This window comes from Pseudomonas guariconensis (assembly GCF_040822035.1).
Taxonomy (GTDB): domain Bacteria; phylum Pseudomonadota; class Gammaproteobacteria; order Pseudomonadales; family Pseudomonadaceae; genus Aquipseudomonas; species Aquipseudomonas guariconensis.
The window spans coordinates 4,067,742-4,082,744 of sequence record NZ_CP162012.1; the positions used below are offsets into that span (position 1 = coordinate 4,067,742).

Below are 15,003 nucleotides of genomic sequence, written 5' to 3' on the forward strand. Positions count from 1 at the left end.
CACCTGGCGCTTGCGGCATAATTGCCCGCTCAGGAGAACCACCCCGCCATGCCCGAGCTGCTCAAACAACGCGTCGAAACCTGTTACCAGCAAGCTGAAGCCTTCTTCAAACGCACCTTCCCTCGCCCGCAAGTCAGCTTCAAGCTGCGCGGCCAGAAGGCCGGCGTCGCTCATCTGCACGAAAACCTGCTGCGCTTCAATCTGCAGCTGTACCGGGAGAACCAGGAAGACTTCCTGCGTCAGACCGTTGCCCACGAAGTGGCACACTTGGTGGCGCACCAGCTGTTCGGCGACAAGATCCAGGCCCATGGCGAGGAATGGCAACTGATCATGCGGGGCGTGTATGAATTGCCACCGAACCGTTGCCACAACTATGAAGTGAAGCGGCGCGTGGCCACCCGCTACATCTACCGCTGCCCCTGCCCGGAAAGTGACTTCCCGTTCACTGCCCAGCGGCACAAGCTGGTGCGCCAGGGGCGACGCTATCTGTGCAGGCGGTGTCGTGAGATCCTGGTTTACAGCGGCGAGACCCGCATCGAATGACAAACAGCATTCGCGGCTAACCCCGCCCCCACAAGGCTTGCGCCAAACCTGTGCAAGCGGGTCTACCTGCGAACAGGCCGGCAGGCATTACAAATAAAGAAGGCGACCCGAGGGTCGCCTTCTTCGATTTCACAACGCAATCAGCGCGCCGGGCCTTCAGCCACGCCCAAGTCATCGACCGGACGAGGGTCGACCAGCGGCGAACCACCGGAGGCCAGCTCGGCCTGCAGCGTGTCGGTGTCCAGCTCGTTGACCCACTTGGCCACGACTACCGTGGCCACGGCGTTGCCGATCAGGTTGGTCAGCGCACGCGCCTCGGACATGAAGCGGTCGATACCCAGGATCAGCGCCAGGCCTGCCACCGGCAGGTGGCCCACGGCGGACAGGGTCGCGGCCAGCACGATGAAGCCGGAACCGGTGACGCCTGCTGCACCCTTGGAGGCGATCAGCAGCACCAGCAGCAGGGTGATCTGGTGGGTGATATCCATGGTGGTGTCGGTAGCCTGGGCGATGAACACCGCAGCCATGGTCAGGTAGATCGAGGTGCCATCCAGGTTGAACGAGTAGCCGGTAGGGATCACCAGGCCGACCACCGACTTCTTGGCACCCAGGCGCTCCATCTTGGCCAGCATGCGTGGCAGGGCCGATTCCGAGGAGGAGGTGCCGAGCACGATCATCAGCTCTTCACGAATGTAGCGGATCAGCTTGAGTACGCTGAAGCCATGGAACCGGCAGATACCGCCCAGCACCACCAGGATGAACAGCAGGCAGGTGACGTAGAAGCAGATCATCAGGTAGCTCAGCTGCACCAACGAGCCCACACCATACTGGCCGATGGTGAAGGCCATGGCGCCGAAAGCGCCGACCGGAGCCAGCTTCATGATCATGTTGATGATGTTGAACATGACATGGGCGAAGCGGTCGATCAGGTCCAGCACCGGCTTGCCGTAGCTGCCCAGGCGGTGCAGGGCAAAGCCGAACAGCACGGAGAACATCAGCACCTGCAGGATATCGCCATTGGCGAATGCGCCCACCACGGTGTTGGGGATGATGTTGAGCAGGAAGCCCACGGTGGTCTGCTGCGCGCCTGCGGCGGCGTAGGCGGCGACGCTGCTGGCGTTCAGGGTGCTGACGTCGACATGCATGCCGGCACCGGGCTGGACCACGTTGACCACGACCAGGCCGATGATCAAGGCGATGGTGGAAACGATCTCGAAGTACAGCAGCGCATAGCCACCGGTCTTGCCGACCGACTTCATGCTCTGCATGCCAGCGATGCCGCTGACGACGGTGCAGAAGATGATCGGGGCGATGACCATCTTGATCAGTTTGACGAACCCGTCGCCCAGGGGTTTGAGGGCTACGCCGGTTTCCGGGTAGTAGTGACCGAGCAGGATACCGATGGTGATGGCGACCAACACCTGGACATACAGGGATTTGTACAACGGCTGACGTGTCGTCATGGCTAGTTTTTCCTCAAGTGTGCCGAGCCCACCCTTCCCAGGGCGTTGGGGCACCTAAAGCGCGAACCCTCCTGCACTTGGAGGGATTTGTCGTTGTGTTCGAGCTGCCTTGTGACAGGCCTCTGCCAGGTCGATAGCAAGGCCGATGCCAAAATGCTCGCAATCAGTGCAGCCCGCGGATTTCGGGGCTTTCGGCGCCCCATGGCGGGGCAGGCGCGCAGTTTGAGGTTGGCGGATTTCCGCCCATTGGCGGGTTTGGAACAAGGCTGTTGGCGGGAATCCGCCCAGGAAGGGAGAACGTACCCCGGCCGGCTCGCCCTGTGGCGTTAACTTCGGAGTAAATCCCACAGGATCCACAAGCCCCAGGGTGGGTGAGGCCTTGGGACGTGCCGCGTAGCGCCTCAGTGGGTTTCAGTCCAGATGGAACACGATCCGGAACGCCGCGCCTCCCAGTGTCGAATCATCCAGGCTCAGCTCGGCGTCATAGCTGTCGATGATGTCCTTGACCACCGCCAGGCCGATGCCCTGCCCCGGATGCTGCCGATCGAGCCGTTCGCCCCGTTTGAGAATGCGCTCACGCTGACTGCCCGGTACGCCAGGGCCATCGTCTTCGACGCATAGCACCAACTGCCCAGGCGCTTGTTGCAGGCTCACACGCACCTGGCCGAGGCTCAGCCGATAAGCGTTCTCCAGCAGGTTGCCGAACAGCTCCAGCGCTGCCCCTTGCTCCATCGGCACCCAAGCATCCGGGGGCATGTCGAGGCTGACGGCCACGCGCTTGTCGCGATAGACCTTGTCCAGCGTGTTGCACAGGCTGTCGAGCACCGGTCGTAGTTGCACCCGATGACGGACCAGACCGCTCTTGCGCAGGCTGGCGCGCTGCAGTTGGTAGTCGATCTGCTGGCTCATGCGTTCGATCTGGCTTTGCAGCACCCGCGCCTGCTCGCGTTCGCTGTCACCCTGGCCGAGGCTTTCACCGACGCCCTGCAGCACCGCAAGGGGCGTCTTGAGGCTGTGCGCCAGGTCATCGAGCGAATCGCGGTAGCGCTGGCGCTGCTCACGTTCGCTGCGCAGCAGGCGGTTGAGCGAGCCGGTCAGGCGCAGCAGTTCACGCGGGTGCTCGCCGCTCAGGCCATCACGCGCACCCGCTTCCACTTCGTCAAGCTCCAGGCTCAGCCTGCGCAACGAACGAAGCCCCCAGGTCAGGCCGGCCCATAACAGCACCATCAGCGCCAGCAGGGCCGCCCCGAAACCCAAGTAGAGTTTTTCACGCAGGCCATCGAGGGTGTGCTGGTACTCACGCACCGGCTGCAGCGCCACGATACTGAATGCGGCACTCTTGCCCCCGAGCAGCTTGACCTCCACGTCGTAGACGAAGAATTCCTCGCCGTCATCCTGGTGGATCCGGGCGAACTCATTGCCGCGCCCGTCATATCGGGGGCGGTAGTTGATGTTCTGCCCGTTGGTGGCGCGCGAACGCCACACCAGAGCACCCTGGCGATCGAAGATGTAGCCGAGCAGGCCGGTGTAGGGCAGGTTGTAGCGCTCGTCGGGCAACTGCTCGGGCATCTGCAGCCGCCCCTGCTCGATCCGCGCGGCGGAAATCAAGGTGGTCACATCCGAGGCCAAGCGCTGTTCGATCGACTCCTGCAACGCCAGGCTGAAGGTCTTTTGCAGGGCCGGTAGCAGCGCCAGCATGAACAACAACGCCAACAGCGCCGCCGCCAGCATCAGGCGCACCCGCAGGGAGCGGATCATCGGCAGCGCTCGGTGAACAGGTAACCCAGGCCACGCACCGTGTCGATCGGTTTGAAACCACGGTCGCCCTCGAGCTTGCGTCGCAGACGACCGACCAGCACCTCGATGACATTCGGATCGCGCTCCTCGTCATCGGGGTAGAGCTGCTCCATCAGACGATCCTTGGCCACCACTTGCTGGTGATGGCGCATGAGGTATTCGAGGATGCGGTATTCATAGGCGGTCAGGGCAAGCGGTTGCTCGTCCAAGGTCGCCTGCTTGCGATTGAGGTCCAGCACCAGGGGCCCTGCCGCGATGGTCGACTGGGTGAAACCGCTGGAGCGGCGCAGCAAGGCATTCAGGCGCGCCTCCAGCTCTTCGAACTGGAACGGCTTGACCACATAGTCGTCGGCCCCGGCAGCCAGGCCTTCGACCTTGTCCTGCCAGTTGCCGCGGGCGGTGAGGATCAGGATCGGGAAGGTCTTGCCCTGACTGCGCAACTGGCGGATCAGGTCCAGACCGCTCATGCCCGGCAGCCCGAGGTCGACCACGGCCAAATCGTGGTTGTATTGCTCGGCCTGGTAGAGCGCCTCTTCGGCATTGGCCACCGCCTCGACCACATGCCCGCTCTCGCCCAGGCGCGTGTACAGGTGGTGGCGTAGCAGCGCCTCGTCCTCGACCACCAGCAGCTTCATGTCACTCTCCTTGATTCATACCTGTATCCGCCTCCCGTGCCGGTCAAGCCCGCTTCTGCACGACGCCTGGCGGCAGGAGCGGGCTTGGTCGCGGAGGGACCGGTGCAGCATACCAGCGTTGCCCTGGCCCCTCCTGTGGGTCAGAAGGTGTAGTTGGCCGACAGGTAGGTCTGGGCGCTGCTGGTCAGACGCAGGGTGCCTGCCTTGGGACCGCCATGTTCGGCCAGTTCGGTGCTGGCGTTGCTGCGCAGGTAACGGTAGCCCAGCTCCACCGAGGCGTTGTTGGTGATCTGCTGCAGAACGCCGGCCTGCAGGCCTACGGCATAACCCACATCGGTGTCACGGCTGTAACCGGAGGATTCCTGGGACAGTTTGGTCAAGCCCAGGCTGCCGCCACCGAACAGCTTGGTGGTGTCGCCCACCGGCAAGAACGCATCGTAGCTGCCAAGCAGGTTTTCCTGGCGCAGCTTGATGCCACTGTGGTCGCCCGAGACATTGTCGTAGGTCAGGTAATAGCGGGCATCGTCATTGATCTTGCCCACGCGCACGCCCCAGGTGCCGTCCTTGCCGATGATGCCGTCGGCGTTCAGGTGATCGGTGTTGCGTTGCAGCAGGCCGGACTTGCGGACCTTGTCGCTGGTCTGGCCATAGGTGAGGCTGGCGAAGGTGTCATCGGCGGCCTGGGCGGTGAGACTGGCGGCACATACGGCCATGGCGACCATCAAGGTATTGAGTGTTTTCATGGTGGGATACTCCAGTTGGATGCGATGTCTGTGTCTGGTGGCTAGAGTAGGGAGTGAGCCCTGAACCGCGGCTGAACCCTGACTGAACCCCGGCTGAACGAATCGCACCCTTTGCCCAAGGAGTACCGACCATGCGTTCCCTGCTTGCCCTGGCCCTGTTGTGCAGCGCTGCCGTCGCCCAGGCGGCGGTGCAGACCCGCGAAATTCCCTATCAGGACGCCGATGGCCAGCGCCTGGTGGGCTACTACGCTTACGACGATGCAGTCGAGGGCAAGCGCCCCGGCATTATCGTGGTGCATGAATGGTGGGGGCTGAACGGCTATGCCAAGCGCCGGGCCCGGGACCTGGCGGCGCTGGGTTACAACGCCCTGGCCATCGACATGTATGGCGATGGCAAGCACACCGAACATCCGAAGGACGCCCAAGCGTTCATGGCGGCGGCGACGAAGGACCCCAAGGCTGCTGCACGGCGCTTCGATGCGGGGCTTGAGCTGCTGAAAATCCAGCCCAACACCAATAAACATCAGTTGGCGGCGGTGGGTTACTGCTTCGGCGGCAAGGTAGTGCTCGATGCCGCGCGCCGAGGCGAGAAACTCGACGCCGTGGTGAGCTTCCATGGCCCACTGGCCACTCAGACGCCAGCCAAGCCGGGTGTGATCAGGGCGAAAATCCTGGTAGAGCACGGCGAGGCCGACAGCATGATCCCGCCAGCGCAAGTGGCAGCGTTCAAGCAGGAAATGCAAAGCGCCGGCGCCGACATGACATTCGTCTCCATTGCCGGAGCCAAGCATGGATTCACCAACCCCGATGCCGACCGCTTGAGCCACGGCGACCATGGCGGGCCGGACATTGGCTATAACAAAGAGGCGGATGACCGCTCGTGGGCGGACATGCAGGCCTTCCTCAAGAAATCCTTCGACTGAAGACTGTCGGGGTGGCAGTCAAGGGTGCGGCACTCGCCTGGTTTGCGCATCAGGGCGCCACTGGCACAATACTCACCATGACCAGACACCCCACCTGCTGCTCCCCCCTCAAGCACCACTGGCCCCTGCCCCGCCCGGTTCCCGGCGCGGTGCTGGTCAGTTGCACCTTCGACCCCGCGCGCCTGGCGCCGGACGACTTCCAGCGCGCCGGCATCGAACAAAGCGCCAGCCTGCAGCGCTCGGTGGCCAAGCGCCAGGCCGAGTACCTGGCAGGCCGGGTCTGCGCACGTGCGGCGCTGCATGCGCTGGATGGACGCGACTACGTGCCCGCCACCCATGAGGACCGTTCGCCGATCTGGCCGGCCGGCATTCACGGCTCGATCACCCATGGCAAAGGCTGGGCCGCCGCTGTGGTTGCGGCCGATGGCGACAGCGCTGGCCTGGGCCTGGACCAGGAATCCTTGCTGAACGACGAACGCGCCGAACGCCTGGCTGGCGAGATCCTCACCCCCGCCGAGCTCCAGCGCCTGGACTATAGCCAGCTCGGCCTGGGCGTGACGTTGACGTTCTCACTCAAGGAAAGCCTGTTCAAAGCGCTCTACCCCTTGACCCGGCAGCGCTTCTACTTCGAACACGCCGAGCTGCTGGAATGGTCTGTCGAGGGTTATGCCCGCCTGCGCCTGCTCACCGACCTTTCAGCCGACTGGCAGGCTGGCCGCGAGCTGGAAGGTCAGTTCTGTGTCCAGGATGGCTACCTGCTCAGCCTGATCAACGTATAACCCCTAGACCTACGGCCGGTGGCTCGGCCAGATCAGGCTGAAGCAGGCCCCGCCCAACGCCTCGCTGCGTCCGACCATTGCCCGGCCCCCGTGCCAGTAGATGATCCGGCGCACGATCGACAACCCCAGGCCATGCCCGCCGGAGGCGCGGGTACGGCTGTCGTCGAGGCGGGTGAAAGGGGTGAAGATGCGATCCCAGACCCCTTCGGGAATTCCGGGCCCATCGTCTTCCACATCAATGCGGCAGCGCTCCAGGCCCAATTGATAGCTCAACCTGACCTGGGATTCGGCGTGCCGCATGGCATTGCCCACCAGGTTCTGCAGCGCCCGGTGCAGGTAGCGGGGTTCGGCATCGACCCAGGCGCCTGCCGCATCCGCACCCTGGCAGTCGCCGCGTACCACCTTGACCTCGACCCGCAACGGCGACAGCTCCTGGATCACGCGCTCGAGCAGGGCGTCGAGGTCCACCGCCTGGAATTTCAAGGCCGGTGTGCCCTGCTCCAGGCGGGCGTAGGTCAGCATCTCGTCCACCAGTTTGTCCAGGTCCTGGATGTCGCTGTCCATCCCAGCCAGGTGCTTGGCCCTGGCCTGCTCGTTGCTGGCGCTTTCGATCATTTCCAGGCCAAAGCGCAGGCGCGCCACGGGTGTACGCAACTCATGGGACACCGCCCGCACCAGCTCGCGCTGCATGGTCAAGGAACGCTGCAGATGCTCGGCCATGCCATTGAAGGCCTCGGCCAGGCGCCCCACCGAGTCGGCGTCCCCCTCGGGCACGCGGGTCTCCAGGCTGCCCTGGGCAATGCGCGTGGCCGCGACCTCCAGCCCCGACAGGCGTCGCTCCAGCTGGCGCACCAGCAGGTACACCACCAGGCCGATCAGGCACAAACCAAGGAAGGCGATGAGGACCAGCAACTGCGGCGGATACGGGTTGAGCTGATGCAACGGCCCGATCTCCAGCACCCAGGGCGAGCCAGTCAATCCGGAAAACACCCGCACCGAATCGCCATCTTTGCCCAACGCCATCACCGTGTCGCCCTCCTCCACCCGGCGCCGCTGGTCGTCGTCCAGCCCTGCCCGCTCCAGGCGCTGCAGGGCGATGTCGAAACCAAAGCCCTTGCTCTTGCTGATCTCGGCCAGACGTCGCTGCTGTTCGGCGACCGGGTAGCGCACCAGCTCATCGGCCAGTAGATAGAGCGTCGCGCGGGCCAACTGTTCACTGACCTGCTTGACCTGGGCCACCAACAGCTGGTCTTCATCGCCGATCTGGCGCAAGACGCGCACGGCATGCGGGCCGGTCTTTTCCACCACCACCAGGCCCCGACGAAGGCGCGTGCGCTGGCCACCATCCAAGGTGAAGGCCGAGGCCGGCTGCAAGTCCAGCGGCACGCCGAGCAAGCGCTCCCAGATCAACAGCGAGCGCTTGCGCTCGACCGGATCTTGCAGGGCCAGGTTGTCCGCCATGAGGCTGAAGGTGCCTTGGGCCAGTCCCTCGCGGTGCCGTTCAGCGCGCACCTGGTTGACCAGATGCAGGCTGAGCACCCCAAGCACTGCCACCAGCACCAGCACGGCGAGCATGCCACCGTAAATGCGCAAGAAGATCGAATTCACGGGGCCGCTGCCTGGGCGGTCTCGCCGACGAACAGGTAGCCCTTGCTACGCAGGGTCTTGATCAGACGCGGGTGGATCGGGTCATCACCTATCTTGGGGCGGATCTTGGAAATACGCACATCGATCGAGCGGTCCTGGCCGTCGTAGCCGACGCCACGCAAGGAGGTGAAGATCTCTTCGCGAGACAACACCCGCCCGGCATTGCTGCTCAACAACCAGAGCAGGTCGAACTCGGCGCCGGTCAGTTCGATCGCCTGCTCGCCCAACCAGGCCTCGCGCACGCGGCTGTCGATGCGCAATGCACCGAACTGCAGCTCCTGACGCTTGCTCTGCGGGGCTTCGCTGCGCCGCAGCAAGGCGGTGATGCGCGCCAGCAGCAAGCGTGGACGCACCGGTTTGCACACATAGTCATCGGCGCCCATGTCCAGGCCCTGGACCTGATCGAGTTCATCGCTGCGAGCGGTGAGCATGAGGATGGGGCCGGCGTATTGCCCGCGGACGCGTCGACAGATGCTCAGGCCATCTTCGCCGGGCAGCATCAGGTCGAGGATCACAAGGTCCGGCTGGCTGTCGATGATACGCCGCGCCGCCCGACCGCCATCGCCCTCCACTGCCACCTCGTAGCCGTTGGCCTGCAGATACTCGGCGGTGAGTTCCGCCAGTCGCTGGTCGTCCTCGACGATCAAAATCCGATTGTTGGGCTGGTCCATGGTCCGCCTTCACTGATTATTCTTGTTCTGGAGCCGCCTGCTGGCGTTGCAGTGTACAACCGGCGATGGCATCGGGCCCGTCAGCCACCGTTCACCAAAAGGCAACATTGCCCCCGGATACTACGTCCCACCCTCGCCCCTGCCAACCACGCCAAGCCGCCTGTCGCAGGCCCTCGGCCAAGACGATTTTTGTGATAGGGTTCGCGCCCGAAAAAATCAGCGACAGGGCATGGGAACGCAGAAAAAAAGTGAAGGCCAGCTAGGACAAGGCCTACAGCGAATACCCACGGATCACACACAAAGTACGCACAAGTTATCCACAGGCGCTCACCTTGCAAAGCCCCTGATACCGCATTATCTTGTATCCCCATCGCAGCGAACCACTAGATATTGGGGTTCGAGCAAAATCACAAACACAAGTCAACAGAGAAGTTCAAGCGATTTGTCTGGCTGAACTTAACGTGATTCCAACAGCCAAACCGCTCCTGCGGAGGCGACCGAGGCAAGCCCATCCAGGGACTTGTTCGGGCATGGGTGTTGCAGGCCAGGCCTGGCACTCATCAGCAACAGTTTTTGGGCTCAGCCCAAAACCTTTGACTTCGGCCAGGGAGCGGCAGGTTATTGCCCCTTATTCCTGAGTCTGTCCCGAAGTCGGTACGCCCGAGCGGGCGGATGCGCGTGCATGCGCGTCCCCGCGCGTGGCCATCAGGCTAGTGGATGGAACGGTGGGCGCCCCAAAGGCGCCTGAACAATATAGAAACTGTGGAGACACCCACCCATGCAAACCGACACAACTCGCGAGAACCCGCAGGCCAAGGTGCCGCAGGCCGCCGATTCGAACCAGGATCTGGCCGCGACCGCACCCGGTCAACTGCGCGTGATCAAGCGTAACGGTACTGTCGTTCCCTACACCGACGACAAGATCACCGTGGCCATCACCAAGGCGTTCCTCGCAGTTGAAGGCGGCACCGCCGCTGCCTCGTCGCGCATCCACGACACCGTCGCTCGCCTGACCGAGCAGGTCACCGCGACCTTCAAACGTCGCATGCCATCGGGTGGCACCATCCACATCGAGGAAATCCAGGACCAGGTCGAACTGGCCCTGATGCGCGCCGGCGAGCAAAAAGTCGCCCGTGACTATGTGATCTACCGCGAACAGCGCGCCAAGGAGCGTGCCACCCGCGCCAACACCGAATCCGTGGTCGAGCCGCACCCAAGCATCCGCATCACCCTGGCCGACGGCAGCCTGGCGCCGCTGGACATGGCGCGCCTGAACACCATCATCAGCGAAGCCTGCGAAGGCCTGGCCGAAGTCGATGGCGAGCTGATCCAGCGCGACACCCTGAAGAACCTGTACGACGGCGTGGCCATCAAGGACGTCAACACCGCCCTGGTTATGACCGCCCGTACCCTGGTCGAGCGCGAGCCGAACTACTCCTTCGTCACCGCGCGCCTGCTGATGGACACCCTGCGTGCCGAGGCCCTGGGCTTCCTGGGCGTGGCCGACAGCGCCACCCACCACGAAATGGCCGACTTGTACGCCAAGGCCCTGCCGGCCTACGTCGAGAAAGGCGTCGAGTTCGAGCTGCTCGACCCTGCCCTCAAAGGCTACGACCTGGAGCGTCTGGGCAAGGCCATCGAGCACGAGCGTGACCAACAGTTCACCTACCTGGGCCTGCAGACCCTGTACGACCGCTACTTCATCCACAAGGATGGCGTACGTTTCGAGCTGCCACAGGTGTTCTTCATGCGCGTGGCCATGGGCCTGGCGCTGCAGGAAAAAGACAAAGAAGCCCGTGCGATCGAGTTCTACAACCTGCTCTCCTCGTTCGATTACATGGCTTCGACCCCGACCCTGTTCAACGCCGGTACCCTGCGTCCGCAGCTGTCGAGCTGCTACCTGACCACCGTGCCGGATGACCTGTCGGGCATCTACAAAGCCATCCACGACAACGCCATGCTGTCGAAGTTTGCGGGTGGCCTGGGCAATGACTGGACTCCGGTACGCGCCCTGGGTTCGTACATCAAGGGCACCAACGGCAAGTCGCAAGGCGTCGTGCCGTTCCTGAAAGTCGTCAACGACACCGCCGTCGCGGTCAACCAGGGCGGCAAGCGCAAGGGCGCGGTCTGCGCCTACCTGGAAACCTGGCACCTGGACATCGAGGAATTCCTCGAGCTGCGCAAGAACACCGGTGACGACCGTCGTCGCACCCACGACATGAACACCGCCAACTGGATCCCGGACCTGTTCATGAAGCGCGTCTTCGACGACGGCAAGTGGACCCTGTTCTCGCCTTCGGAAGTGCCTGATCTGCACGACCTGACCGGCAAGGCCTTCGAAGAGCGCTACGAGTACTACGAAGCCCTGACCGAGTACAACAAGATCAAGGTGTTCAAGACTGTCCAGGCCAAAGACCTGTGGCGCAAGATGCTGTCGATGCTGTTCGAGACCGGCCACCCATGGCTGACCTTCAAGGACCCGTGCAACCTGCGTTCGCCGCAGCAGCACGTGGGCGTGGTCCACAGCTCGAACCTGTGCACCGAGATCACCCTGAACACCAACGCCGATGAAATCGCCGTGTGCAACCTGGGTTCGATCAACCTGCCGAACCACATCGTCGACGGCAAGCTGGACACCGCGAAACTGGCGCGTACCGTCAAGACTGCCGTGCGCATGCTCGACAACGTGATCGACATCAACTACTACTCGGTGCCCCAGGCGCAGAACTCGAACTTCAAGCACCGTCCGGTCGGCCTGGGCATCATGGGCTTCCAGGACGCACTGTACCTGCAGCACATCCCCTACGGCTCGGACGCTGCGGTCGAGTTCGCCGACAAGTCGATGGAAGCGGTCAGCTACTACGCCATCCAGGCATCCTGTGACCTGGCCGACGAGCGCGGCGCATACCAGACCTTCGAAGGCTCCCTGTGGTCCAAGGGCATCCTGCCGCTGGACAGCCAGCAGATCCTGATCGAAGCCCGTGGCGCCAAGTACATCGACGTCAACCTGGAAGAGTCCCTGGACTGGGCCCCTGTCCGCGAGCGCGTCAAGAAAGGCATCCGCAACTCGAACATCATGGCCATCGCGCCGACCGCGACCATCGCCAACATCACCGGCGTTTCGCAGTCGATCGAGCCGACCTACCAGAACCTGTACGTCAAATCGAACCTGTCGGGCGAGTTCACCGTGATCAACCCGTACCTGGTCCGTGACCTCAAGGCTCGCGGCCTGTGGGACTCGGTCATGATCAATGACCTGAAGTACTACGACGGTTCTGTGCAGCAGATCGAGCGTATTCCGCAAGAGCTCAAGGACCTGTACGCCACCGCGTTCGAAGTCGAGACCAAGTGGATCGTCGATGCCGCCTCCCGTCGCCAGAAGTGGATCGACCAGGCCCAGTCGCTGAACCTGTACATCGCCGGCGCCTCGGGCAAGAAGCTGGACGTGACCTACCGCATGGCCTGGTACCGTGGTCTGAAGACCACCTACTACCTCCGTGCCCTGGCCGCCACCAGCACCGAGAAGTCGACCATCAACACCGGCAAGCTCAACGCTGTTTCCAGCGGCGGCGACAGCGCCCCGGTCCAGGCAGCGGGCCCAGCCCCGGTACCTAAGGCCTGCGCGATCGACGAGCCAGACTGCGAAGCCTGCCAGTAACACCCCATGCCGTGGGAGGCGCCTTAAGGCGCCGCTTGCGGCATTTTTGTATCCGCGTCATCGAGAGACTCTGCCCTCTGCACGTCGCTTTCGCGAAGGGATAAAACAGTACTGCTCCGTGCCCTGGACGCCAGGACACGGGCTTCACTGACCCACACGGAAGACATCACGATGGCTCGGAAGAAACCTGCAACTCGCAAGATTGGCCGCAATGCCGAAACCGGCCGTTTCACCACGGTCGAAGAGGCGCGCAACAACCCCAGGACGCACATCGTCCAGACGCTGCGCAACCGCTGCCGCTAAGACCCGCCCGGAAGGCCAAGGCCCTCCGGGTGCGGTTTTTCGACGCTGACAATCCCACCTCGAAAACACAATATTTTGTGTTAGATCAAAAAATCAAACACCACATCTGCGATTTTTCCGCTAAACTCCTTCCCCGTGGAAACGACGCGTGATTCGTGAACGGACGCGCCTGATACCGGTCGAAAAATTACAGCAGACCGGCCTAGCGTCGCTCCGATCGGTAGCGAATTCCGTTATACTTCGCCCCCCTCGAAAAAGGGTTTAGCCAATGATCGACTGCGTGACACAAGCCGTACCCAACCGCTTGGCCAGCCCGCACGTTTTATCGTTGCCACACTGTATTCAGGCGTCCTGGCCCCTCCTGCGAGGCATGGACAGGCGCTGATCCGACACCTTCAAACGTGACGAGCGCGCGCGCTCACTGCCTGCCGTATCACCCTTGGGGCCTTGCAGGCGTCACCTTTTAAAATCCAATCGGTTGCCCCGCGCAACCCTCTAGCAGGAGCCAGGACCATGCTGAGCTGGGACGAATTCGACAAGGAAGACGGTGAAGTCGCCGCCAAAGGCGCCACCCCCGCACAGGCCAACGCCGCCGCCACCCTCGACAAACTCGACAGCGCCGGTGACGCCGCCGCCCAGGAAGCCCGCGCAGCGACCGCCGACGACTCCGACGCCGTCAAGCGCGCCAAGGCCGCCCTGAACGAGCTCGACATCGCCGAAGGCCTGGCCGAACTCGAAGGCTCCTCCGCCCGCGTGCGCGTTGACGAAAAGCGCATGATCAACTGCCGCGCCGACCTCAACCAGCTGGTTCCGTTCAAGTACGACTGGGCCTGGCAGAAATACCTCGACGGCTGCGCCAACCACTGGATGCCGCAAGAGGTCAACATGACCGCCGACATCGCCCTGTGGAAGAGCATGGACGGCCTGACCGAAGACGAGCGCCGCATCGTCATGCGCAACCTCGGCTTCTTCTCCACCGCCGACTCCCTGGTGGCCAACAACCTGGCCCTGGCCGTGTACCGCCTGATCACCAACCCCGAGTGCCGCCAGTACATCCTGCGCCAAGCCTTCGAAGAGGCGATCCACACCCACGCCTACCAGTACTGCATCGAGTCGCTGGGCATGGATGAAGGCGAGATCTTCAACATGTACCACGAGATCCCATCGGTCGCTAAAAAGGCAGCCTGGGGCTTGAAGTACACCCGCGCCATCTCCGACCCCGAGTTCAACACCGGCACCGTCGAGACCGACAAAGAACTGCTGCGCAACCTGATCGCCTACTACTGCGTCCTGGAAGGCATCTTCTTCTACTGCGGTTTCACCCAGATCCTCTCCATGGGCCGCCGCAACAAGATGACCGGCGTCGCCGAGCAGTTCCAGTACATCCTGCGTGACGAATCCATGCACCTGAACTTCGGCATCGACGTGATCAACCAGATCAAGATCGAAAACCCGCACCTGTGGGATGCCGCGATGAAGGAAGAAGCGACCCAGATGATCCTGCAAGGGACCCAGCTGGAGATCGAATATGCCCGTGACACCATGCCACGCGGCGTACTGGGCATGAACGCCGCGATGATGGAGGACTACCTCAAGTTCATCGCCAACCGTCGCCTGACCCAGATCGGTCTGAAAGAAGAATATCCAGGGACCACCAACCCGTTCCCGTGGATGAGCGAGATCATGGACTTGAAGAAGGAGAAGAACTTCTTCGAGACTCGCGTTATCGAGTACCAGACCGGTGGTGCGCTGAGCTGGGACTGATTGTCCAGCCACTTAGAAAAGGCTGCCTCCGGGCAGCCTTTTTATTTTGAGTTGATACCTCTGGGACCGCTCGCGTG

Annotated in this window: 12 protein-coding genes; 6 read left to right on the forward strand and 6 right to left on the reverse strand. The window is 62.8% G+C overall.

From position 1 onward, the window contains the following. The first annotated feature begins 48 nt into the window (after positions 1-48). A complete protein-coding gene (locus AB1N67_RS18880; RefSeq protein WP_043214551.1) occupies positions 49-543 on the forward strand; it encodes a SprT family zinc-dependent metalloprotease in 495 nt (164 codons plus the stop codon). Positions 544-683: 140 nt separating this feature from the next. Here AB1N67_RS18880 and AB1N67_RS18885 read toward each other — a convergent pair whose 3' ends face one another. The 4 genes from AB1N67_RS18885 to AB1N67_RS18900 form a co-directional block, all read right to left on the reverse strand. Next, entirely contained in the window at positions 684-2,006 is a 1,323-nt protein-coding gene (locus AB1N67_RS18885) for a dicarboxylate/amino acid:cation symporter (protein ID WP_043214554.1), read from the reverse strand. Positions 2,007-2,417: 411 nt separating this feature from the next. Beyond that, the gene (locus AB1N67_RS18890) at positions 2,418-3,764 is read right to left on the reverse strand and encodes an ATP-binding protein (RefSeq protein WP_102082301.1); all 1,347 of its coding nucleotides are present in this window, start codon (positions 3,762-3,764) and stop codon (positions 2,418-2,420) included. After that, on the reverse strand, positions 3,761-4,438 hold the full coding sequence (locus AB1N67_RS18895; RefSeq protein ID WP_043214559.1) for a response regulator: 678 nt from the start codon (positions 4,436-4,438) through the stop codon (positions 3,761-3,763). The genes AB1N67_RS18890 and AB1N67_RS18895 overlap by 4 nt, the downstream gene beginning before the upstream one ends. A gap of 140 nt (positions 4,439-4,578) precedes the next feature. Then, the gene (locus AB1N67_RS18900) at positions 4,579-5,181 is read right to left on the reverse strand and encodes an outer membrane beta-barrel protein (protein ID WP_043214562.1); all 603 of its coding nucleotides are present in this window, start codon (positions 5,179-5,181) and stop codon (positions 4,579-4,581) included. Between the two features lie 131 nt (positions 5,182-5,312). Between AB1N67_RS18900 and AB1N67_RS18905 the strand changes: the two genes are divergently transcribed. Together AB1N67_RS18905 and AB1N67_RS18910 are read left to right on the forward strand one after the other, a co-directional pair. After that, positions 5,313-6,104 carry a dienelactone hydrolase family protein gene (locus tag AB1N67_RS18905; RefSeq protein WP_102082302.1) on the forward strand — a complete coding sequence of 264 codons (792 nt, stop codon included), beginning with the start codon at positions 5,313-5,315 and terminating at the stop codon, positions 6,102-6,104. Positions 6,105-6,181: 77 nt separating this feature from the next. Then, positions 6,182-6,883, forward strand: coding sequence for a 4'-phosphopantetheinyl transferase (locus AB1N67_RS18910; protein WP_043214567.1), 702 nt, complete (start codon positions 6,182-6,184; stop codon positions 6,881-6,883). A 9-nt stretch (positions 6,884-6,892) separates the two neighbouring features. On the opposite strand, the gene AB1N67_RS18915 is transcribed toward AB1N67_RS18910, so the two are convergent. Both AB1N67_RS18915 and AB1N67_RS18920 read right to left on the reverse strand, forming a co-directional pair. Further along, complete coding sequence (locus AB1N67_RS18915) at positions 6,893-8,458, reverse strand: ATP-binding protein (protein ID WP_102082305.1); 1,566 nt, start codon at positions 8,456-8,458, stop codon at positions 6,893-6,895. Positions 8,459-8,487: 29 nt separating this feature from the next. Further along, on the reverse strand, positions 8,488-9,201 hold the full coding sequence (locus AB1N67_RS18920) for a response regulator transcription factor (RefSeq protein ID WP_043214569.1): 714 nt from the start codon (positions 9,199-9,201) through the stop codon (positions 8,488-8,490). A 778-nt stretch (positions 9,202-9,979) separates the two neighbouring features. On the opposite strand from AB1N67_RS18920, the gene AB1N67_RS18925 reads away from it, so the two are divergent. From AB1N67_RS18925 to AB1N67_RS18935, 3 genes are all read left to right on the forward strand, one after another. Continuing rightward, complete coding sequence (locus AB1N67_RS18925; protein WP_043214572.1) at positions 9,980-12,859, forward strand: ribonucleoside-diphosphate reductase subunit alpha; 2,880 nt, start codon at positions 9,980-9,982, stop codon at positions 12,857-12,859. A 171-nt stretch (positions 12,860-13,030) separates the two neighbouring features. After that, entirely contained in the window at positions 13,031-13,162 is a 132-nt protein-coding gene (locus AB1N67_RS18930) for a hypothetical protein (RefSeq protein ID WP_256544354.1), read from the forward strand. Positions 13,163-13,675: 513 nt separating this feature from the next. After that, complete coding sequence (locus AB1N67_RS18935) at positions 13,676-14,926, forward strand: ribonucleotide-diphosphate reductase subunit beta (protein ID WP_043214574.1); 1,251 nt, start codon at positions 13,676-13,678, stop codon at positions 14,924-14,926. Positions 14,927-15,003 lie beyond the last annotated feature (77 nt).